The sequence below is a fragment of the Streptomyces koelreuteriae genome, assembly GCF_018604545.1.
Classification (GTDB): Bacteria; Actinomycetota; Actinomycetes; order Streptomycetales; family Streptomycetaceae; genus Streptomyces; species Streptomyces koelreuteriae.
The window spans coordinates 6,118,218-6,137,332 of record NZ_CP075896.1 but is presented as its reverse complement, the minus strand read 5'-3'; the positions used below and the strand labels follow the sequence as shown (position 1 = coordinate 6,137,332).

General features: G+C 70.6%; 18 protein-coding genes. 7 read left to right on the top strand and 11 right to left on the bottom strand.

From position 1 onward, the window contains the following. Positions 1 to 2: 2 nt before the first annotated feature. Entirely contained in the window at positions 3 to 3,011 is a 3,009-nt protein-coding gene (locus tag KJK29_RS27650; protein ID WP_215121884.1) for a bifunctional [glutamine synthetase] adenylyltransferase/[glutamine synthetase]-adenylyl-L-tyrosine phosphorylase, read from the bottom strand. 165 nt (positions 3,012 to 3,176) lie between these two features. Here KJK29_RS27650 and KJK29_RS27645 point away from each other — a divergent pair, with 165 nt between their 5' ends. After that, positions 3,177 to 3,689, top strand: coding sequence for a pyridoxamine 5'-phosphate oxidase family protein (locus KJK29_RS27645; protein ID WP_215121883.1), 513 nt, complete (start codon positions 3,177 to 3,179; stop codon positions 3,687 to 3,689). Between the two features lie 131 nt (positions 3,690 to 3,820). Then, positions 3,821 to 4,267 (top strand): VOC family protein, encoded by a 447-nt coding sequence (locus tag KJK29_RS27640; protein WP_215121882.1) that lies wholly within the window; start codon positions 3,821 to 3,823, stop codon positions 4,265 to 4,267. Here the strand turns inward: KJK29_RS27640 and KJK29_RS27635 are convergent. The 3 genes from KJK29_RS27635 to KJK29_RS27625 form a co-directional block, all read right to left on the bottom strand. Further along, entirely contained in the window at positions 4,248 to 4,811 is a 564-nt protein-coding gene (locus KJK29_RS27635; RefSeq protein WP_215121881.1) for a TetR/AcrR family transcriptional regulator, read from the bottom strand. The two genes, KJK29_RS27640 and KJK29_RS27635, sit on opposite strands and share 20 nt — an antisense overlap. Positions 4,812 to 4,824: 13 nt before the next feature. After that, complete coding sequence (locus KJK29_RS27630; RefSeq protein ID WP_215121880.1) at positions 4,825 to 5,406, bottom strand: sugar O-acetyltransferase; 582 nt, start codon at positions 5,404 to 5,406, stop codon at positions 4,825 to 4,827. A 113-nt stretch (positions 5,407 to 5,519) separates the two neighbouring features. After that, positions 5,520 to 6,161 (bottom strand): TetR/AcrR family transcriptional regulator, encoded by a 642-nt coding sequence (locus KJK29_RS27625; RefSeq protein WP_215121879.1) that lies wholly within the window; start codon positions 6,159 to 6,161, stop codon positions 5,520 to 5,522. 115 nt (positions 6,162 to 6,276) lie between these two features. On the opposite strand from KJK29_RS27625, the gene KJK29_RS27620 reads away from it, so the two are divergent. Further along, entirely contained in the window at positions 6,277 to 7,287 is a 1,011-nt protein-coding gene (locus KJK29_RS27620; protein WP_215124488.1) for a hypothetical protein, read from the top strand. A gap of 99 nt (positions 7,288 to 7,386) precedes the next feature. Here the strand turns inward: KJK29_RS27620 and KJK29_RS27615 are convergent, their stop codons facing one another. Further along, positions 7,387 to 7,524 (bottom strand): hypothetical protein, encoded by a 138-nt coding sequence (locus KJK29_RS27615; protein ID WP_215121878.1) that lies wholly within the window; start codon positions 7,522 to 7,524, stop codon positions 7,387 to 7,389. Beyond that, the gene (locus tag KJK29_RS38985) at positions 7,521 to 7,961 is read right to left on the bottom strand and encodes a hypothetical protein (protein WP_251057962.1); all 441 of its coding nucleotides are present in this window, start codon (positions 7,959 to 7,961) and stop codon (positions 7,521 to 7,523) included. Before KJK29_RS38985 ends, KJK29_RS27615 begins: the two co-directional genes overlap by 4 nt. 170 nt (positions 7,962 to 8,131) lie before the next feature. Here KJK29_RS38985 and KJK29_RS27600 point away from each other — a divergent pair, with 170 nt between their 5' ends. Both KJK29_RS27600 and KJK29_RS27595 read left to right on the top strand, forming a co-directional pair. Then, positions 8,132 to 8,869, top strand: coding sequence for a DUF6879 family protein (locus tag KJK29_RS27600; RefSeq protein WP_215121877.1), 738 nt, complete (start codon positions 8,132 to 8,134; stop codon positions 8,867 to 8,869). 1 nt (position 8,870) lies between these two features. Then, complete coding sequence (locus tag KJK29_RS27595) at positions 8,871 to 9,734, top strand: helix-turn-helix domain-containing protein (RefSeq protein ID WP_215121876.1); 864 nt, start codon at positions 8,871 to 8,873, stop codon at positions 9,732 to 9,734. Between the two features lie 22 nt (positions 9,735 to 9,756). Here KJK29_RS27595 and KJK29_RS27590 read toward each other — a convergent pair whose 3' ends face one another. The 4 genes from KJK29_RS27590 to KJK29_RS27575 form a co-directional block, all read right to left on the bottom strand. Continuing rightward, on the bottom strand, positions 9,757 to 11,535 hold the full coding sequence (locus KJK29_RS27590; protein WP_215121875.1) for an NAD+ synthase: 1,779 nt from the start codon (positions 11,533 to 11,535) through the stop codon (positions 9,757 to 9,759). A gap of 91 nt (positions 11,536 to 11,626) precedes the next feature. Then, positions 11,627 to 13,570 (bottom strand): S53 family peptidase, encoded by a 1,944-nt coding sequence (locus KJK29_RS27585; protein WP_215121874.1) that lies wholly within the window; start codon positions 13,568 to 13,570, stop codon positions 11,627 to 11,629. A gap of 171 nt (positions 13,571 to 13,741) precedes the next feature. Next, positions 13,742 to 14,359, bottom strand: a complete 618-nt coding sequence (locus KJK29_RS27580; RefSeq protein ID WP_215121873.1) for a DUF305 domain-containing protein — start codon at positions 14,357 to 14,359, stop codon at positions 13,742 to 13,744. Beyond that, the gene (locus tag KJK29_RS27575) at positions 14,356 to 15,024 is read right to left on the bottom strand and encodes a DUF3105 domain-containing protein (RefSeq protein ID WP_215121872.1); all 669 of its coding nucleotides are present in this window, start codon (positions 15,022 to 15,024) and stop codon (positions 14,356 to 14,358) included. Before KJK29_RS27575 ends, KJK29_RS27580 begins: the two co-directional genes overlap by 4 nt. A 186-nt stretch (positions 15,025 to 15,210) precedes the next feature. Here KJK29_RS27575 and KJK29_RS27570 point away from each other — a divergent pair, with 186 nt between their 5' ends. After that, a complete protein-coding gene (locus tag KJK29_RS27570; protein ID WP_215121871.1) occupies positions 15,211 to 15,645 on the top strand; it encodes an RrF2 family transcriptional regulator in 435 nt (144 codons plus the stop codon). A gap of 19 nt (positions 15,646 to 15,664) precedes the next feature. Here KJK29_RS27570 and KJK29_RS27565 read toward each other — a convergent pair whose 3' ends face one another. Next, a complete protein-coding gene (locus KJK29_RS27565) occupies positions 15,665 to 16,852 on the bottom strand; it encodes a globin domain-containing protein (protein WP_215121870.1) in 1,188 nt (395 codons plus the stop codon). Positions 16,853 to 17,147: 295 nt separating this feature from the next. Between KJK29_RS27565 and glnA the strand changes: the two genes are divergently transcribed. Beyond that, on the top strand, positions 17,148 to 18,509 hold the full coding sequence (gene glnA, locus KJK29_RS27560; protein ID WP_215121869.1) for a type I glutamate--ammonia ligase: 1,362 nt from the start codon (positions 17,148 to 17,150) through the stop codon (positions 18,507 to 18,509). Positions 18,510 to 19,115 lie beyond the last annotated feature (606 nt).

The following is a 19,115-nucleotide window of genomic DNA, read 5'->3' as shown; positions in this document are numbered from 1 at the left end:
GGCTAGCGCTCCGCCGCCCCGTAGAAGAGTTCCTCCACCACGCCCCGTGCCCTGCGCGCCGTGCGGCGGTAGGCGTCGAGCATGTCGCCCGCGTGGCCGGGGCCGTAGCCCAGGTAGCGGCCGACGGCGGCCAGTTCCCGGGGCTCGGTGGGGAACGTGTCGCCGGCCCGGCCTCGGACCAGCATCACCGCGTTGCGGACGCGGGTCGCGAGGACCCAGGCCTCGTCCAGGGTCGCGGCGTCCTCCTCCGTGATGAGCCCGGCCGTGCGGGCGGCGGCCAGGGCCTCACGGGTGCGGGTGGTGCGCAGGCCCGGCTCCGCCGAGCCGTGCCGCAGTTGCAGCAGCTGCACGGTCCACTCCACGTCGGAGAGACCGCCGGGGCCCAGCTTGGCGTGGAGTTTGGGGTCGGCGCCGCGCGGCAGCCGCTCGGACTCCATCCGGGCCTTGAGCCGCCGGATCTCGCGGACGGCCTCGTCGTCGAGCCCGTCCGCCCGGTAGCGCAGCGGGTCGATCAGCTCGATGAACCGGCGCCCCAGGTCCTCGTCCCCGGCGACGGGCTCGGCCCGCAGCAGCGCGTGCGACTCCCAGGTCAGGGACCACCGGCGGTAGTACGCCTCGTACGACTTGAGGGTCCGCACGAGCGGCCCGGACTTGCCCTCGGGGCGCAGATCGGCGTCGATGAGCAGGGGCGGGTCGGCGCTGGGGATCTGGAGCAGGCGGCGCATCTCGGAGACGACCTTGTTGGCGGCCTGCCCGGCCTCCTGCTCGTCGACGCCGTCCCGCGGCTCGTGCACGAACAGCACGTCCGCGTCGGAGCCGTAGCCCAGCTCGTGCCCGCCGAAACGGCCCATGCCGATGATCGCGAACCGGGTGGGCAGACTGTCGCCCCAGCCCTCCCGCACGACGGCCCTGAGCGTGCCGGCGAGCGTCGCCGCCGTCAGGTCCGACACCGCGCCGCCGACCCGGTCCACCAGCGCGCCCTGGTCGGCCTCGGCGGGCTGCTCCTCGGTGCCGTAGGAGCCGACGATGTCGACGGCGGCCGTACGGAACAGCTCGCGGCGCCGCACCCCGCGTGCCGCGGTGACCGCCTGGGCGGACCCGTCGGCCCGTTTCACGGCGGCGAGTATCTCCTGCTCCAGATGGGTGCGGGAGCGGGGCTCCAGACCGCCGCCGTCCCCGTCGCCGAGCAGCGCCACCGCCTCCGGGGCGCGCATCAGCAGGTCGGGCGCGAGCCGCCCGGCGGACAGCACCCGGGCGAGGTTCTGCGCGGCGGCGCCCTCGTCCCGCAGCAGTCGCAGGTACCAGGGCGTCTTGCCGAGCGCGTCCGACACCTTGCGGAAGTTGAGCAGGCCCGCGTCCGGGTCGGCGGAGTCGGCGAACCAGCCCAGCAGGACGGGCAGCAGGGTGCGCTGGATGGCGGCCTTGCGGGTGACGCCGGAGGCCAGCGCCTCCAGATGCCGCAGGGCGGAGGCCGGGTCGGCGTAGCCCAGGGCGACCATGCGCTCCCGGGCCGCCTCGGGCCGGAGCCGGGCCTCTCCGGGAGCGAGCTGGGCGACCGCGTCGAGCAGCGGCCGGTAGAACAGCTTCTCGTGCAGCCGGCGTACGACGGTGGCGTGCCGCCGCCACTCGCGGTGCAGGTCGGCGACCGGGTCGGCGCGCAGGCCGAGGGAGCGGCCGATGCGGCGCAGCTCGGCCTCTTCCTCGGGGACGAGGTGGGTCCGGCGCAGCCGGAAGAGCTGGATCCGGTGCTCCATGGAGCGCAGGAAGCGGTAGGCCTCGTCGAGCTTGGCGGCATCCGCGCGGCCGACATAGCCGCCGGCGGCGAGGGCCTTGAGGGCGTCGAGGGTGGTTCCGCTGCGCAGGGAGGTGTCGGTCCGGCCGTGCACCAGCTGGAGCAGCTGCACGGCGAACTCGACGTCCCTGAGGCCGCCCGGGCCGAGCTTCAGCTGGCGGTCGACCTCGGCGAGGGGGATGTTCTCCACGACCCGGCGGCGCATCTTCTGCACGTCGGGGACGAAGTTCTCGCGCTCGGCGGCCTTCCACACCAGGGGCTGGACGGCGGCGACGTACTCCTCTCCGAGGTCGAGGTCGCCGGCCACCGGGCGGGCCTTGAGCAGCGCCTGGAACTCCCAGGTCTTGGCCCAGCGCTGGTAGTAGGCGAGGTGGCTGGAGAGGGTCCGTACGAGCGGGCCGTTCCTGCCCTCGGGCCGGAGGTTGGCGTCCACGGGCCAGATGGAGCCCTCGACCGTGGTCTCCGAGCAGATCCGCATCATGTGCGAGGCGAGCCGGGTCGCGGCCCGCACGGCCTTGGTCTCGTCGGCCCCCTCGATCGCCTCCCCGACGAAGATGACGTCCACGTCGGAGACGTAGTTCAGCTCGTGGCCGCCGCACTTGCCCATCGCGACGACGGCGAGCCTGCACAGGGCCGCGTCCTCGGGGGCCGCGGCCTCCGCGATGCCGAGGGCGGCGCGCAGGGTGGCGGTGGCGAGGTCGGCCAGCTCGGCCGCGGACTCGGCGACGCCGGTGGTGCCGCACACGTCCCGGGCGGCGATGGACAGCAGGCAGCGCCGGTAGGCGACGCGCAGGGAGACCGGGTCGTCGGCCTCCGCGAGGCCGGCCTCGAACTCCTCCACCCCGGGGTGGAGGTCGTACGCCTCGTACATGACGAGCGCCTGCCAGTCGCCCGGGTGCCGGGTGAGGTGGTCGGCGAGGGCGGTGGAGGCGCCGAGCACGCCGAGCAGGCGGTCGCGCAGCGGCTTGGCCGCGATCAGCGTGTCGAGCAGTTCCCGGCGGGCGCCGGGGTTCGGCTGGGCCTCCAGCAGCCGGACGAGGCCGAGCAGCGCGAGATCGGGGTCGGCGGTCCCGCCCAGCGCTTCCAGCAGCACCGGGTCGTCGCGCAGGAGCACGAGCTCGGCGCTGTCCAGGAGCCGTTCGGCGGCGGTGGCGTCGGTGAAGCCGTGCCGCAGCAGCCGTGTGAAGGTACTGCTCCTGCGCCCCGGCGCCGCCGTCATCCCGGGCCTCCCTCGGACTCGCCTCGGTCTTCTTCGGTCTTCTTCGGATCAAGGTCGTACGGCTTTGAGCCTAACCGCAGAGTCCGGGTCAGGCTCCGATGAGTTCGCCGGACGGACAGGGTCTGCCCTGTGAAGCGAGGGGGGCGAGACGCCGGGAGGACACCCATGACCACCATGCACCCCAAGACCCGCCTGGACCGCCGCTACAGCGACGCGACGGCCACCGCGACCGACTGGCGGGAGGCCGAAGCGCGGCTCACGGCGGCGGAGCTGTTCTGGATCACGACGGTACGACCGGACGGGCGCCCGCACGTCACCCCGCTGCCCGCGATCTGGTCGGAGGGCGCCCTGCACTTCTGCACGGGCCCGGAGGAACGCAAGGCGAGGAATCTCGCGGAGAATCCGCACGTCGTGCTCACCACCGGCACGCCCACCTGGGACCAGGGTTACGACCTGGTGGTGGAGGGCGAGGCGAGGCGCGTCACCGACGACGCCCGGCTACGCGAACTGGCCGCCGGGTGGGAGGCGAAGTACGGCAGCTTCTGGCACTTCGAGGTACGGGAGGGCTATTTCCACCACGGCGCCGGGCATGCCGCCGTCTACGCGGTGGCGCCCCGGACGGTTTTCGGCTTCGGTAAGGGGGAGCCGTTCAGCCAGACGAGGTGGCGGTTCGCCTGAGCCGTGATCCGATGCCCGACGCATGCCGCCGAATGCCGGACGGATGCCTGACCGGTGCCCGCCGAACCGCATGCCTGACGGATGCCTGACCGATGCCCGACGAACCGGATGCCTGACGAAGGAGTCACGCCATGGACTTCACGCTCGAAGTGATCCCGCTGCCCGTCACCGACATCGACCGCGCCCGGGACTTCTACCGGGACAAGGTCGGCTTCCATGTCGACATCGACCAGGAGGTCATGCCCGGGATGCGGATCATCCAGCTGACCCCTCCGGGCTCCGGCTGCTCGATCGCCCTCGGCGAGTCCATCTGGGAGATGACCCCGGGCCCCACCCCGACCCCCGGCTCGTACCAGGGCCTGCAACTGTGCGTCGCCGACATCAAGGCCGCCCACGCGGAGCTCGTCGAACGCGGCCTCGACATCTCGGAGCCGGTCCAGTACGCACCGGACGACGGCGCCACGTTCATGCACTTCACGGACCCGGACGGCAACGGCTGGGCGATCCAGGAGTACCGCCGCCGGGCGACGGAACCGCTGCATCAGCTGCTGGCGGACCTCAAGCGACAGGGGGCGTGACCTCGACGGTCGTCAGACGCGTGACCGCCAGCCGCGTCAGCTCACGGCTCCGCGGCTCGGTGTCGAGGGCTCGGTGCAGGGTCAGTCCCTCGATCAGCGCGTCCAGCTGACGGGCGGTGTCCGCGTCGAAGTGCTGCTCGAGGAGCAGCCGGCTGCGGCGCATCCACGCGTGGGTGAGTTCGCGGTACTCCGGGCGCCGGGCGGCCAGCGTGTACAGCTCGTTGGCGAGGACGACATCGCGGCGGGGCCCCTCGGAGAGGGCGTGCACGAGGTCCGTGACGGCCTCACGGGCCTCTTCGACGGTCCCGGCACGGCCGAGATACCGCTCGAAGACGGCCACGATGTGGTCGGCGAAGCGGGTGAAGGCCTCACGCAGCAGGTCGTCGATGCCGGTGAAGTGGTAGGTCATCGACCCGAGCGGCACCCCGGCCCGGACGGCGATCTTGCGATGGGAGACGCCGGCGACTCCCTCGTCGGCGATGTGGTCGAGCGTGGCGGCGAGAATGCGCTCGCGCCGCTGCGGGTCCGCGTGTCCGGTGGCCATGAGCGGGCGCCGGTCAGAAGTTGCGTACGGGGCGGGCGGGGTTGCCGACGGCGACGACATTGGCCGGTACGTCCCTGGTGACCACCGCCCCCGCGCCGATCACCGCGTTGTCGCCGATGCTCACTCCGGGGCACACGATCACTCCGCCGCCGAGCCAGACGTTGTCCCCGATCACGATCGGCCGGGCCGCCTCCAGCTTGTCCCGCCGCGGCTCCGGCTCCACGGGGTGGGTGGGTGTGAGGAGCTGGACGTTGGGGCCGATCTGGCAGTCCTCGCCGATGGTGATCCGGGCGACGTCCAGCGCGGTCAGGTTGTAGTTGACGAAGGTGCGGGCCCCGATGGAGATGTTGCTGCCGTAGTCGACGTACAACGGCGGCCGCACGTCAGCCCCCTCCCCCACCGAACCGAGCAACTCACCCAGCATCGGCCGAGCCGCCTCGGCGTCCTCGGTATAGGCCGCCAGATACCGCGCGGCGATCCGCATCGCCCGCTGCTGCCGCCGGGCGATCTCCGGGTCGTCGGCGATGTAGAGGTCGCCGGCGAGCATCCGCTCCAGGTTGGTGCGCGGGTCGTTCGGGAAGTGGTCGATGGCCATGCGTACGATCGTACACTCATGAATGTACGGACGTACACTCCTGCTCGCCTCCGGATCCGTCACATGCGATGGGGCTTCACCCGGGGCATGCCGTCAACGGCCGGCCGGGTGTGTCACTCGGCGGCGTCGAACGCGGGTGCGAGCGGGGCCAGTGCCGCGCGGAGCTGGTCGGGCAGTGGACCTGAGGGCACGACCAGCCCTCCGGCACCGAAATCCCCGGCGATCCCCGTGGTCTCGGCCGGCCGGAGCCAGCCTTCCAGTGCGATGCGAACCGCCGCGGCCACGCTCGCCGCGAGAACGCGGGCCGTGTGCGCTCCGGCGTCACCCAGGCGTTCGGCGATCACCGCCGCGAGAGGGAGCTCGATGTCGGCGGTGGTATCGAGGAACGCATCACGGAGCGCGGTCCGGGTGATGATCAGCAACAGCGCCCGCTGTTCACGCTCACCGGTGTTCGTGTACTGCTCGACCACTGCTTCGGTGACGGCGTCGGCCAGGCGCACTCCTGCGGGCCGGGCCGCGACCGCCGCCGCGATCCGCGCCTCCCGGTCCGCGGCGACAGCGGAGACGATCGCCTGCTCCCGGCTGGCGAAGTAGTTGTTGTAGGTGCGCGGCGAGACCCCGGCCGCCTCGGCGATGTCCTCGACCCGCACCTGATCCGGTCCACGCTCCACGGCCAGGCGCAGGGCCGCCTCACGCAGCGCCTCGCGCGTGGCCCGCTTCTTCCGCTCCCGCAGCCCTGATGGTGGTGTCGTCACGGTGTCAGCGTTCCACACAGAGCTGCGTGCACGCAAACTTGCGTACACGCACTTTTCTTGTCAGTCTCGACCGACCGAGACCGAGGGAGAGGACGTCACCATGCGAGCCAGAGGGATGACCTACGACACCGGATTCGTCGTGCACGGCCAGATGTCCCGCGCGCATCTCGACCCGGCGGTGGTCCGGCGCGAACTCGCCATCATCCGCGACGACCTGCACTGCAACGCGATCCAGATCATCGGCGGGGACCCGGACCGGTTGGAGCTGGCCGCCGGTGCCGCCGCCGAGCTCGGCCTGGAGGTCTGGTTCTCGCCCTATCCGCTGGAGCTGGATCCGGAGCAGATCCTCACGCTCTTCCGCGACTGCGCCGAGCGAGCGGAACGACTCCGGCAGCAGGGGGCCGCGGTCGTGTTCGTCGCAGGGGTCGAGCTGAGCGTGATGAACCGCGGGTTCCTGCCCGGAGGGAGCCCCGAGGAGCGGGTCGAGCGGCTGATGAGCCGACCCGAGCAGCGGGCCGAGGGGATGCGCGAGCTCGGCGTGCGCGTCAACGCCTTCCTCCGCGATGCCGCGGCCACGGTCCGCGAGCGCTTCCAGGGCAAACTCACCTACGCATCGATCCAGTTCGAGCAGGTCGACTGGACTCCCTTCGACATCGTGACGTTCGAGCTGATCCGCTCCGCCGAGGTCGCCGACCGGTTCCGGGACGCGGTGCGCACCCTGGCCCAAGGCCCGAAGCCGCTCGCCATCACCGGGTTCGGCACCGCGGCCTATCGCGGCGCGGGAGACCGCGGTGGACGGGTGCTGGAAGTGGTCGAGCACGACCCGGAGACCAGGGCCCCGGTACGGCTGAACGGCACATACGAGCGTGACGAGGCCGGCCAGGCCGCATATCTGAGCGAACTGCTGGAGATCTTCGAGACCGAGGGCGTGGACAGCGCGTTCGTGTTCCTGTTCGCCCTGCCCGGCTACCCGCACCGCCCCGACGGCGACCCCAGGGACGACTTGGACCGGGCCGGCCTGGGCATCGTCAAACTCCTCGAAGGGCGCCGGGGGCAGACCTACCCCGACATGGAATGGGAACCCAAGGCCGCCTTCGCGGCAGTGGCGGGGCGGTATCGGAGGTGACGGGCCCCGTGCACGGGAAGTGAGATGGCACGAGGCCGACGGTCCACGACCGTCGGCCTCATCCGCCGTATCAGCGGGAGAGCCCGCCCTGACCTGCCCTTACAGTGCCGGCAGGTTCTTCCGCAGCTCGAACGGGCCGGTCTGACGGCACTCGCGGTGGAGGCCCTGGTGACGTCGCTGTTGCGCGAGGGTGCACACGGGCGAGTACAACGAGATGTCGGCCGCGGTCGCGCTCATCCGAGCCATCTCCTGCCGCTGGCCAGATTGAGCGCGTGGTTGCGTTCCCCCAGAGCCGCGAGCCGCTCGGCTTCCGTGGCGGGGCGAACACGAACCGGGTCGGCATCCCAGCCTCGCCCACCCGCGACCGGCCGGATCCGGACGCATGGGCCCTCAAATCCGGCTACGAAGCCGAGCCGGTCGCCGTGCGTGTCGACGACCATCGCATCGACGCGGAGATCCACGCCGGCCGACACTCCACCCCCTGCCCGCAGCACGTCCGCAAGCCGCAGCGCCACAGCGGCGCCGATGCGTCCGAGTTCGATCAGCTTGAGTTCAGGTGACCCCAGGTCCACCCCGAGCGAAGGGAAGCGGACTCCGACGTCCCCCAAAGCCGTTCTCAACGACTCGACCGCCGCGTACGGGTCGATGGCCTTCTCTGTGTCTCTCGTGACCATGACCGCGACGGTAGAGGCAACGAGTTGCTCCATACCTCGCTGATTTCTCGATGTTTCTTGACTGGCCGCCCTTGTTGCACGATGTTTCTGACACAGGGCAACGCACCAGCGCATTCGCGACGTTGGGACCGGGGAGGCTGCTTCAGCCAGCGGCTCACACGGAGGACACCATGCGACGGCTTCGGTTCAACGGGACAGGCTCGGGGGGCGGCGGTTGCCCCGGCGTGCACGAAGATCTCGAGTCAGGTGAGGTCATCGTCCACGGCCCGCCGCTCACCGACCCCGAGGATCTCGACCAGCTCAGGCACTTCGACGAGGGAGAGGTCGCCGTCGTCGTACCGCGCAACACGCTCGTCGACTTCGGCCCGCGTGACGACACCCCTCGGTTCATCAACGCCGACGACCAGTTCGGCCGGCTCTTCGAGACCTTCGAGCACACCGCCTGGCGCCTGGAGTCCCGGCGCCGGTACGCGAGTGACGAGGACACGGAGACCTGGGCTCAGTTCGCGGCCGGAGAAACGGTGCGATGGGACTACGACGACGCCTGGTGCCGCAACGTCAGGACGCAGACCGAACAGGGCAAGCGCTTCGAACGCGTGCGCCTCGTCGACTCCCCCGCCACGCAGGGGCAGCTCTACCTGCTCGACAACGCCGTGCGGAACTGCGCCGTCGGTGAGGACATCCGTAACCTGTCCCGCACGGAGGCCGAGCGGCTGCGACTGCCTGTCGAGGACTTCTGGATCTTCGACTCGCGATTGGTCGCCCGGCTCGTCTTCGACGGCGAGGACAACCTGACCGGCGCCGAGCTCATCACCGAGCCGGCCGCCGTGAACCGCTACTGCCAAGCGCGGGACGCCGCCTGGCACTACGCGATTCCGTACGACCGATTCAAACCCGACCGGATGTGAAGTGAGCTTCGGTACCGACTATCAGCAGGCCCGTGAGGCTCTCGGAGTACAGCTGCGGGAGCTGAGACTCACATGCCCTGACGGCCGGCTCACCGGTGCCCAGCTGGTGGAGCGGCTCGGTCCTGGGTGGACCAGGTCCAAGGTCAGCAAACTGGAGAACGGCAGGCAGACGGCCACCGCCGAGGAACTCAGGGCCTGGGCCGAAGCGGCGGGCCACCCGGGGGCGTACGACGGTCTGCTCGCCCGGTTGCGCGGCTTCGAGTCGCACATCCGCTCCTGGCGGCGGCAGTTGGCGTCCGGGCACAAGCCCGTGCAGGACGCCATCACGGCCGAGCACGACCGCACCCGCGTGCTGACCATCTGGGAGAACAACCTCGTCCCCGGCATGGTCCAGACGGCGGACTACGCCCGGCACGTCTTCATCCGGCATGCCGACCTGATGCGGTCCCCCCGGGACACCGAGGAGGCGGTACGGGCCCGGATCCGACGGCAGGAGGGTCTCTACGAGCCGGGCAGGAAGTACCGGATCATGATGTGGGAGGCGGCTCTCTACTCCCGGGTGTGCCCACCACCCGCCCTCGCCGCCCAGCTCGACCGGCTCACGAGCGTCATCGGACTGGACACGGTGGAACTGGGGATCGTCCCGTTCGCGGCCCCCTTGAAGATCTACGCGGGCAACAGCTTCTGGATCTACGACGATCGCCGCGTGGTCGTGGAGGACTGGCACGCCGAGCTGTGGCTCGACGACACCGACACGATCGCCACGTATCAGCGCGTGTGGGACACGCTGTGGGAGTCCGCCCTGCGCGGCCCGGACTCCCACAAGGTGATCAACACGGCCCGCCGGGCGGTCGATACGCCCTGAGCGCCGGCCCGAGAAGGCCTCGTCAGATCGACTCCCGCCACCCGTTCGTGATGGGCAGCCGTCGGTCCTTCCCGAAGCCCTTCGCCGAGATCTTCGTGCCCGGCGGGTACTGGCGGCGCTTGTACTCGGCCGTGTCGACCATGCGGAGGGTCTTGGTGACGAGGTCGTGGTCGAAGCCCGCCGCCACGATCTCGTCGGCGCCCTTGTCGTGGTCGACGTAGAGGTCGAGGATCGCGTCCAGCACCGGGTAGTCGGGGAGCGAGTCCGTGTCGACCTGGCCCGGGCGGAGTTCCGCGCTCGGGGGCTTGGTGATGGAGTTCTCGGGGATCGGCGGGGTCTGGCCGCGCTCCCGGGCGGCCCTGTTGCGCCACTCGGCCAGGCGGAAGATCGACGTCTTGTACACGTCCTTGATGGGGCCGTACGCCCCGACGGAGTCGCCGTAGAGCGTCGAGTAGCCCACCGCCAGTTCCGACTTGTTGCCGGGGGCCAGGACGATGTGGCCTTCCTGGTTGGAGAGGGCCATGAGGAGCGTGCCGCGCAGGCGTGACTGGAGGTTCTCCTCCGCCAGGCCCGTCAGACCCAGCGAACCCATGTACGCGTCGAACATCGGCTCGATGGCCACGGTCCGGAAGTTCAGGCCCGTGCGGCGGGCCATCTCCGCCGCGTCGTCCTTGGAGTGCTCCGAGGAGTACTTCGACGGCATCGACACGCCGTACACGTTCTGCGCGCCCACCGCGTCGCACGCGATCGCCGCGACCAGCGCCGAGTCGATGCCGCCCGACATGCCGATCAGGACCGACTTGAAGCCGTTCTTCGCGACGTACGCCCGCAGGCCCACGACCAGCGCCGAGTAGACCTCCTCGTCGTCGTCCAGGCGGTCCGCGTAGCCACCGGAGAGCTCCCGCTCGTAGGGGGCGAGCGGCTTCTCCGAGAGGATCACGCGGTCGATGCGCAGACCGTCGTCGACACGCTGTCCATCAGCGACTCCGTCGCGGGCCGTGGGTGCGTCCTCCGACGCCTCCGGCAGGTCCAGGTCCAGGACCACACAGCCCTCGGCGAACTGCGGCGCCCGCGCCACGACCTCGCCGTCCTTGTCCACGACGATCGAGTCACCGTCGAACACCAGCTCGTCCTGGCCGCCGATCATGGCCAGGTACGCCGTCGTGCAGCCGGCCTCCTGGGCCCGCTTGCGGACCAGCTCCAGGCGCGTGTCGTCCTTGTTGCGCTCGTAGGGGGAGGCGTTGATCGACACCAGCAGGCCCGCCCGCGCCGAGCGCGCCGCCGGGACGCGGCCGCCGTCCTGCCAGAGGTCCTCGCAGATGGCCAGGGCGACATCCACGCCGTGGACGCGCAGGACCGGCATGCTGTCGCCGGGCACGAAGTAGCGGAACTCGTCGAAGACGCCGTAGTTCGGCAGGTGGTGCTTGGCGTAGTTGAGGACGACCTCGCCGCCGTACAGCACCGCCCCCGCGTTCTGCGGCGCGCCGGCCGGCTGGCCGTACTTCGGCTGGGCCGTCGCGCTGCGGTCGAGATAGCCGACGATCACCGGCAGCTCCCCGAAGCCCTCGTCGGCCAGGCGGCCGGCCAGAGCGCGCAGCGCCGCCCGGGAGGCCTCCACGAAGGACGACCTGAGGGCCAGGTCCTCGACGGGATACCCGGTCAGCACCATCTCCGGGAACGCCACGAGATGCGCTCCCTGCTCGGCGGAGTGCCGGGTCCAGCGGACGATCGACTCGGCGTTCCCGGCGAGGTCGCCGACGCTCGAATCGATCTGGTTCAGGGCGAGACGTAGTTGAGGCACGCCGCCCAGTGTAATCGTCAGTGCGACGCAATGGGGTGGTGTGAGTCACCCCACACCACCCCGTCCGCTCGGAGATCAGCCCACTCGGTGATCAGCGGCGTCGGTACGACTCGACGTAGCCGCTCGCGGGCGAGCCCACGCCGGTGACGTCGTCGTAGCCCTTCACGGCCGAGAGCGAGCTGTCCTTGCCCAGGCTGCGCACGGACGTGGCCAGACCGTCCGTCGCGTCGTAGCCGTTCACGAAGTCGACGCGGGCCACGGCGAGGCCGGAGCCCGTCGGGTCGTCGGTGACGTCGTGGTAGACCTTCGAGCCGGCCTTGGCGTAGATCGCCGGGTTGGCGAAGCCGATCGGCTTGCCGCCCCGGGCCTCCTGGGCCAGGGCCTGGACGGCCGCGACGGTCGGCGCGGCGAGCGAGGTGCCGCCGATGCGGTACTCGCCGTACGCCTGCGACTTCCCGTCCGGCAGGGTCTGGGTCTGGCCGACCAGGAAGCCGGTGTTCGGGTCGGCGATCGCCGCGATGTCGGGCTCGACCCGGTTGCCGGTGGCGCTGTTGGCCTTCGCCAGCGTGTCCGGTACGACGCCCTGCTGGTAGCCGGGCTCCGCCACCGTCCTGCTGGTGCCGCCGCCCGCGCCGGAGGTGAAGGCGCCGGGGAAGTCCGTCCAGCTCTTGCCGTCGGCCGACAGGTTGGCCTTCTCGGTGCCCCAGCCGGTCTCCCAGAGGTACTGGTCGCCCTTGCCGACGGCCAGCGAGGTGCCGCCGACGGCGGTGACCCACGCCGAGTCGGCCGGGGAGTCGACCTGCTTCGTCCCGGAACTCGCGACCTCGTCGCCGTCGTCGCCGGAGGAGAAGTAGAAGCCGATGCCCTCGACCGCGCCGAGCTGGAAGACCTGGTCGTAGGCCGCCGCGAGGTCGGGTGTCTGCGCGGCCTCGACCTCGCCCCAGGAGTTGGACACGATGTCGGCCAGGTGGTGGTCGACGACCTTGCCGAGCGCGTCGAGCAGGTCGGCGTCGGTGCAGGACGCGGCACCCACGTAGGTGACGTCGGCGGCCGGAGCGACCGCGTGCACGGCCTCGACGTCCAGGGTCTCCTCGCCGTACCAGCCGGAGGCGGAGCAGTCCGTGGTGTTGGTGTACGTCGCGGGCAGCACCTGGTGCAGCTGCCCGGTCTTCCACGCCGCGTCGCCGTTGCGCTTGGCGTAGGTGCCGGCGTCGTAGGCGATGGTCGGCGAGGCGTACGCGTCCGTGATGGCGACCCGGACACCCTTGCCGGTGCGCTTGCCCGCGCCGTAGGCGGCCCGCAACTGCTTGCCCGTGTAGCCCTTGATCGCGTACGGGATCTTCGTGCCGTAGGCGTCCGGCAGCGTGCTCGCCGTCTTCGAGCCGTAGTACGAGGAGAACGGCCCGGCGTTGCGGAACACGGTGTCCGGAGGCGGCAACCGGTCGTCGTGCGTGACCATGTGCGGCGCGTTGTCCAGGCCGGTGACGGTCAGTACGGCTCCGGCCAGGCTCGCCGGGACGGAGGCCGTGCTCGCCGGGGCCCGGTAGGTCTTCGCGCCCTTGGCGAAGTTGTGGAGCTGAGCGCCGAACGCCTTCTCGGCGGCGGCCACGTCACCGGTCACGGAGACGTAGTGCGGCGTGACCCCGGTGACCTTCAGGCCCGCGGCCGTCAGCCAGGACGTCACCGCCGCCACCTGGGCCTTGGTCGCGCCGAAGCGGGCCCGTGCTTTCGCGGCGGTCAGATACTTGCCGTACGAGGCCGACCTCGGGTCGGACACGGCCTTCGCGTAGGCGGCGAGACCGGCGGCGTCGCGGCCTCGGAGATACACCCGGGCCGACATCCGGGCGCCGTCGGAGGTGGCGCCCTGGTCGGCCTTGGCCGTGGCCCACGCGGGCCGGGTCCCGGCCAGCAGGTCGCGGAGCGGGTGGTCGGCGGCGTGCGCCGCGGGTATGCCGAGCGCCAGCGCACCGGCGAGCATCGGCAGTGTCGCCGCGATGCTCACCCCAGTGCGCGCCTTGGCGCGATTGGATCTCATGGAACCCCCTGTGCGGTTCGTCGCGAGTGATCACTCGACCGTCGCCACTCTCGCGACGAACCGTTCATGTCAGGGGAATGCGAAACCCAAGAAGCGCCCCGCGCAGGCCAAGAAGTGCCCAAGGCGCCGCGATGCGGGGCGATTTGAGGCTTACGCCCCAGGATCCGGGCGCTACGAGCGCGGCGCGGCGCCCCGCTCCTTCAGCAGGTCCGTCATCAGGCCGATCTCCGACTGCTGCGCCTCCACCATGCCCTGCGCGAGCCGCTTCTCCACCCCGACCGTGCACCTCTCCACACAGCCCTCGGCCATGTGGACACCGCCCTTGTGATGGTCCGTCATCAGCTGGAGGTAGAAGATCTCCGCCTGCTTGCCGTTCAGTGTGCCGAGCTTCTTCAGCTCGGTGTTGGTCGCCATGCCCGGCATCAGCGCGCCGTCCTTGCCGGAGGCCATGCCGCCCATGTCCATCCAGGCCATCGGCTCGGAGGACACCTTGGGCAGCCCCCACAGATCGAGCCAGCCGATCATCATGCCGCGCTGGTTGGCCTGCGTCTGCGCGATGTCGTACGCGAGACGCCGCACGTCCTCGTCCTTCGTGCGGTCGCGCACGATGTACGACATCTCCACGGCCTGCTGGTGGTGCACCGCCATGTCCCGCGCGAACCCGGCGTCCGCGGACTCGGCGGAAGGGGTCCGGCTGCTGCCGTCGTCCCCGGCGACGGCGTAGCTGATCGCACCGGCCGCGACGAGCGCCGTCACGGCCGCCCCCGCGATCAGACCGGCGTGCCTCACTGCGACAGCCCGTTCGTGCAGGCGGCCCCCGGCTCGGGCGTCTGCTCGCCCTGCACGAACTTCTCGAAGAACTTGTCGACGTCCGGGTCGCTCGCGCCCTTCACCGTGCGCTGGTGGCCCCACGCCGACAGCATGATCGGGTCCTTCTGGTCGTCCATCGGGCTCATCAGCGTGTACGGCGTCTTCTTCACCTTCGCCGCCAGGGCGTCGATGTCGGCCTTCTTCGCGTCGGCGTTGTACGTCACCCACACCGCGCCGTGCTCCAGCGAGTGCACGGCGTTCGTGTTGTCGAGCTGCTTGGTGTAGACGTCCCCGTTGCAGTTCATCCAGGCCTGGTTGTGGTCGCCGCCGACCGGCGGCTCGGAGGCGTACTTCACGTCCTTGGTGACGTGATTGCGGGCCAGCTTCCCCTCCCACGTCTTCACGCCGTCCTCGCCCGTGACGAACTTCCCCTTGGCCGAGGAGTCGCTCGCCGCGGTGTCACTTCCGCCGTCGCCGGACTGGGACCGCACGAGCACGACACCGCCGCCCACGAGACCGCAGACGACCACCACGCTCGCCGCGATGACGAGGATCCGGTTGCGGCGCTCACGGGACTGCTCGGCGCGCCGCATCTCCTCTATCCGCGCCTTGCGTGCCGTGCTGCTCTTGTTGGCGGAGCCCATGAGATGTCCTTCGTGGGAAAGATGGGACGGTCGGGTGAGCTGATCGTAATGGGGGGAACGGGGCGCCTCGTAGAGCGGCGGAGGGAATGGGCCGAATCGATACGGCACCGACAGGTGCCCGACAGCTTCGGAGATCCCGGCGCCGGATAATTTGAGCCGCAGATTCCCATTACATACGCTGCGTGTATGCGGCTGCTGCGCTCCACCGACCTCGCCCTGCGGGTTCTCATGCGGCTCGCCGTCGCGGGCGAGTCGAGTCCGACGACCAGGGAGGTCGCGGACGGCATGGACGTGCCGTACACGCACCTGGCGAAGGTCGTCGCCGAACTTCAGCACATGGGGCTGCTCGAGGCCCGCCGCGGCCGGGGCGGCGGCCTCACTCTCACGGAGCGGGGCCGTACGGCGTCGGTGGGGGCCGTGGTGCGCGCCTTCGAGGGTGACGGCGACGTCGTCGACTGCGAGGGCTCCACCCCCTGCCCCCTGAACTCCGCCTGCCGGCTGCGCGGCGCCCTGCGCCGGGCCCAGGAGGCGTTCTTCGCCTCACTGGACCCGGTCACGGTCGGGGACATCGTGGCGGAGCCGACCGGGGCGCTGCTGCTGGGGATCTCCCGGAGAAGCTAGAAGCCGGCGCGGGGCGCCTTTACGGCCGCCCCGCCAGCCACAGATCCGGCCCGAACACCTCGTAGTGGATGTCGGCCGGGGCCACGCCCTTCGCGATGAGCTGGGCCCGCACCGCCCGCATGAACGGCAGCGGCCCGCACAGGTACGCGCGCGTGCCCGGCGCGACCGGGACGCCGGTGAGGTCGACCAGCCCGGAGTGGGTGCCCGAGGGGGCGTCCTGCTCATACCAGAGGTGGACGGCCGAGTCCGGCAGCTTGGCCGCGTAGGCCTCGTGGTCGGTGCGCAGGGCGTGGGTGTCGGGTGAGCGGTCGCCGTGTACGACGGTGACCGGGGCGCGGTGACCGGAGCCGGCGAGGTGCGCCAGCATCGCGGCCATCGGGGTCACGCCGATGCCCGCCGAGGCCAGCAGTAGCGGTGTGTCGGGGTCGGTGTCCAGGACCAGGTCGCCGTAGGGCTCGGACAGTTCGAGGACGTCGCCCTCGCGCACGCGCGCGTGGAGGTGGTTCGACACCTCGCCGTCGGGAGCGCCGTCGCCGTGCACGCGCTTCACGCTGATCTGCCGGAGCAGCGGGCCGGGCGCGCCGGAGAGGCTGTACTGCCGGATCTGCCGGGCGCCGTCCGGGAGGGCGACGCAGACGGAGACGTACTGGCCCGCGAGGAAGTCCCGCACCGGGCCGCCGCCTGTGGGCCGCAACCGGAAGGTGACGACGTCCGCGGTCTCGGGGACGCGCTCGACGACCTCCCAGGTCCGCCAGGCGGGCCCGCCGCTCTCCTCGCTCAGCCGCTTCTCCACGGCGATCAGCGCGTTGGCCATCAGCCAGTAGACCTCGTCCCAGGCGGCGGCGACCTCGGGCGTCACGGCGTCGCCGAGCACCTCGGCGATGGCGGCGAACAGGTGCTCGTGGACGAGGCCGTACTGCTCGGGCGTGACGCCGAGCGAGGCGTGTTTGTGGGCGATGCGCTGCAGCATCGCGTCCGGCCGCTGCTCCGGACGGTCCAGCAGGTGGGTCGCGAAGGCGGCGATGGAACCGGCGAGCGCCTGCCGCTGGGTGCCGGCGGCCTGGTTGCCCCGGTTGAACAGGTCGCGCAGCAGTTCGGGGCGGGCCGCGAACAGACCGGCGTAGAAGCGCTCGGTGATCGCGCCGAGGGCCCCGCCGACGGCGGGAAGCGTGGCGCGGACGGTGACGGCGGACTGCTCGGACAGCATCGGGGCTCCTCGGTGCTCGACTGCGGGCACAGTATTTAAAGTTGTATCTGAGATGCAACTTTAGCGGGTGGAGCAACGAAGCGGACCGGCCGTTACGGATGTCACTGCGAGCAGGCACTATGGGCGGAAGAGCAGTTCACCCGCCGTAGGTGCGGCGTTCGGCCCGGGGCCGGCCGGGCGATCATGGTGCGCAACGCGTACGAAATGGTGGTGTGGTGGGATGCTCAGGTGCCCGACCGCCTCCCGTGGTACGGAAGAGAAGGCGGCCTGACCAGCAAGGATGGGGAAGCGGAAGATGGACAAGCAGCAGGAGTTCGTGCTCCGGACCTTGGAGGAGCGCGACATCCGGTTCGTACGCCTGTGGTTCACGGACGTGCTGGGCTTCCTCAAGTCCGTCGCCGTGGCCCCGGCCGAGCTGGAACAGGCCTTTGACGAGGGCATCGGCTTCGACGGCTCCGCGATCGAGGGCTTCGCCCGGGTCTACGAGTCCGACATGATCGCCAAGCCGGATCCGTCGACCTTCCAGATCCTGCCCTGGCGTGCGGAGGCCCCGGGCACGGCCCGCATGTTCTGCGACATCCTCATGCCGGACGGCTCCCCGTCCTTCGCCGACCCGCGCTATGTCCTCAAGCGCGCTCTGGCCCGGACCTCCGACCTGGGCTTCACGTTCTACACCCACCCGGAGATCGAGTTCTTCCTGCTGAAGGACCGGCCGCTGGACGGCAGCCGTCCGACGCCCGCCGACAACTCCGGCTACTTCGACCACACCCCGACCAACGTCGGCATGGACTTCCGCCGCCAGGCGATCACCATGCTGGAGTCGATGGGCATCTCGGTGGAGTTCTCCCACCACGAGGGCGCCCCCGGCCAGCAGGAGATCGACCTGCGGTACGCCGACGCGCTCTCCACTGCCGACAACATCATGACGTTCCGCCTGGTCATGAAGCAGGTGGCGCTGGAGCAGGGCGTCCAGGCGACCTTCATGCCGAAGCCGTTCTCCGAGCACCCCGGCAGTGGCATGCACACACACCTGTCGCTCTTCGAGGGCGACCGCAACGCCTTCTACGAGTCGGGCTCGGAGTACCAGCTCTCCAAGGTGGGCCGCTCCTTCATCGCGGGCCTGCTGCGGCACGCGGCGGAGATCTCCGCGGTCACCAACCAGTGGGTCAACTCCTACAAGCGCATCTGGGGCGGCGCTGAGCGCACGGCGGGCGCGGGCGGCGAGGCCCCCTCGTACATCTGCTGGGGCCACAACAACCGCTCGGCGCTGGTCCGCGTCCCGATGTACAAGCCCGGCAAGACCGGCTCGGCGCGGGTGGAGGTCCGCTCCCTCGACTCGGGCGCGAACCCCTACCTGGCCTACGCCCTGCTGCTCGCCGCCGGCCTCAAGGGCATCGAGGAGAGCTACGAGCTCCCGCCGGGTGCCGAGGACGACGTCTGGGCCCTCTCCGACGCCGAGCGCCGCGCGATGGGCATCGAACCCCTCCCGCAGAACCTCGGCGAGGCCCTCACCCTGATGGAGCGCAGCGACCTGGTCGCCGAGACCCTCGGCGAGCACGTCTTCGACTTCTTCCTGCGGAACAAGCGGCAGGAGTGGGAGGAGTACCGGTCCGAGGTGACCGCGTTCGAGCTGCGGAAGAACCTGCCGGCGCTGTAGGGGCAGGTCAGAGGTAGTCTCCCGCTGATTCGGCGGATGGGGCCGACGGTCCATGACCGTCGGCCCCATGGCGTCTCACTGCCTCTGGGTCTTCTTCAGGCCGTCTGGCGCCCAGCGCCCCACCCGGTCTGGATGCTGCTTGCGTCCTCCAGATCGGCACGCACCTGGTCGCGGACCTCCAGCCCAACTGAACGGGTGCCACCGCGATGGCGTCTCACTCGTGTCCCGGCGAAATGCCTTTCCGAAGTCCGCATCCGCCTCCGAGGCCAATCGTCGTGCGGTGTCGCTCCGGTAGCGCCGCTCGTACAGCGAAGACGCGCTCTGCGCTTCAATGCCCAACGCGGCCACTTCCCGCAGCAGACGGTCGCACTGATAGCGTGCGGCAGGGAACATCACGCCGCGCCGACGCCTCGCGAGGCCCGTGGGCATGCGCCACGTCCACCCGAGGGAAGGCGAATACCGGCAACCCGATGAAGCCGAACACTCGCTTGCGACAGCTCCGCGAGCATGTCGTTCACGGGAGACTTCAGGCGGTCCCGTCCGATCTTCGCAAACCAATCGGTGCTACGCCCAACCAGACCAGCGATCACCTTTTCTGTGTGACCA

What these genes read in the sequence shown, in the direction of transcription:
- KJK29_RS27615 (WP_215121878.1), bottom strand. Translation starts at nt 7,524, where the DNA reads ATGAGCGCGACCGCGGCCGACATCTCGTTGTACTCGCCCGTGTGCACC.
- KJK29_RS27585 (WP_215121874.1), bottom strand. Translation starts at nt 13,570, where the DNA reads ATGAGATCCAATCGCGCCAAGGCGCGCACTGGGGTGAGCATCGCGGCG.
- KJK29_RS27620 (WP_215124488.1), top strand. Translation starts at nt 6,277, where the DNA reads ATGACCTACGACACCGGATTCGTCGTGCACGGCCAGATGTCCCGCGCG.
- KJK29_RS27650 (WP_215121884.1), bottom strand. Translation starts at nt 3,011, where the DNA reads ATGACGGCGGCGCCGGGGCGCAGGAGCAGTACCTTCACACGGCTGCTG.
- KJK29_RS38985 (WP_251057962.1), bottom strand. Translation starts at nt 7,961, where the DNA reads ATGGTCACGAGAGACACAGAGAAGGCCATCGACCCGTACGCGGCGGTC.
- KJK29_RS27565 (WP_215121870.1), bottom strand. Translation starts at nt 16,852, where the DNA reads ATGCTGTCCGAGCAGTCCGCCGTCACCGTCCGCGCCACGCTTCCCGCC.
- KJK29_RS27635 (WP_215121881.1), bottom strand. Translation starts at nt 4,811, where the DNA reads ATGGCCACCGGACACGCGGACCCGCAGCGGCGCGAGCGCATTCTCGCC.
- KJK29_RS27600 (WP_215121877.1), top strand. Translation starts at nt 8,132, where the DNA reads ATGCGACGGCTTCGGTTCAACGGGACAGGCTCGGGGGGCGGCGGTTGC.
- KJK29_RS27645 (WP_215121883.1), top strand. Translation starts at nt 3,177, where the DNA reads ATGACCACCATGCACCCCAAGACCCGCCTGGACCGCCGCTACAGCGAC.
- KJK29_RS27630 (WP_215121880.1), bottom strand. Translation starts at nt 5,406, where the DNA reads ATGGCCATCGACCACTTCCCGAACGACCCGCGCACCAACCTGGAGCGG.
- KJK29_RS27575 (WP_215121872.1), bottom strand. Translation starts at nt 15,024, where the DNA reads ATGGGCTCCGCCAACAAGAGCAGCACGGCACGCAAGGCGCGGATAGAG.
- KJK29_RS27640 (WP_215121882.1), top strand. Translation starts at nt 3,821, where the DNA reads ATGGACTTCACGCTCGAAGTGATCCCGCTGCCCGTCACCGACATCGAC.
- glnA (WP_215121869.1), top strand. Translation starts at nt 17,148, where the DNA reads ATGGACAAGCAGCAGGAGTTCGTGCTCCGGACCTTGGAGGAGCGCGAC.
- KJK29_RS27570 (WP_215121871.1), top strand. Translation starts at nt 15,211, where the DNA reads ATGCGGCTGCTGCGCTCCACCGACCTCGCCCTGCGGGTTCTCATGCGG.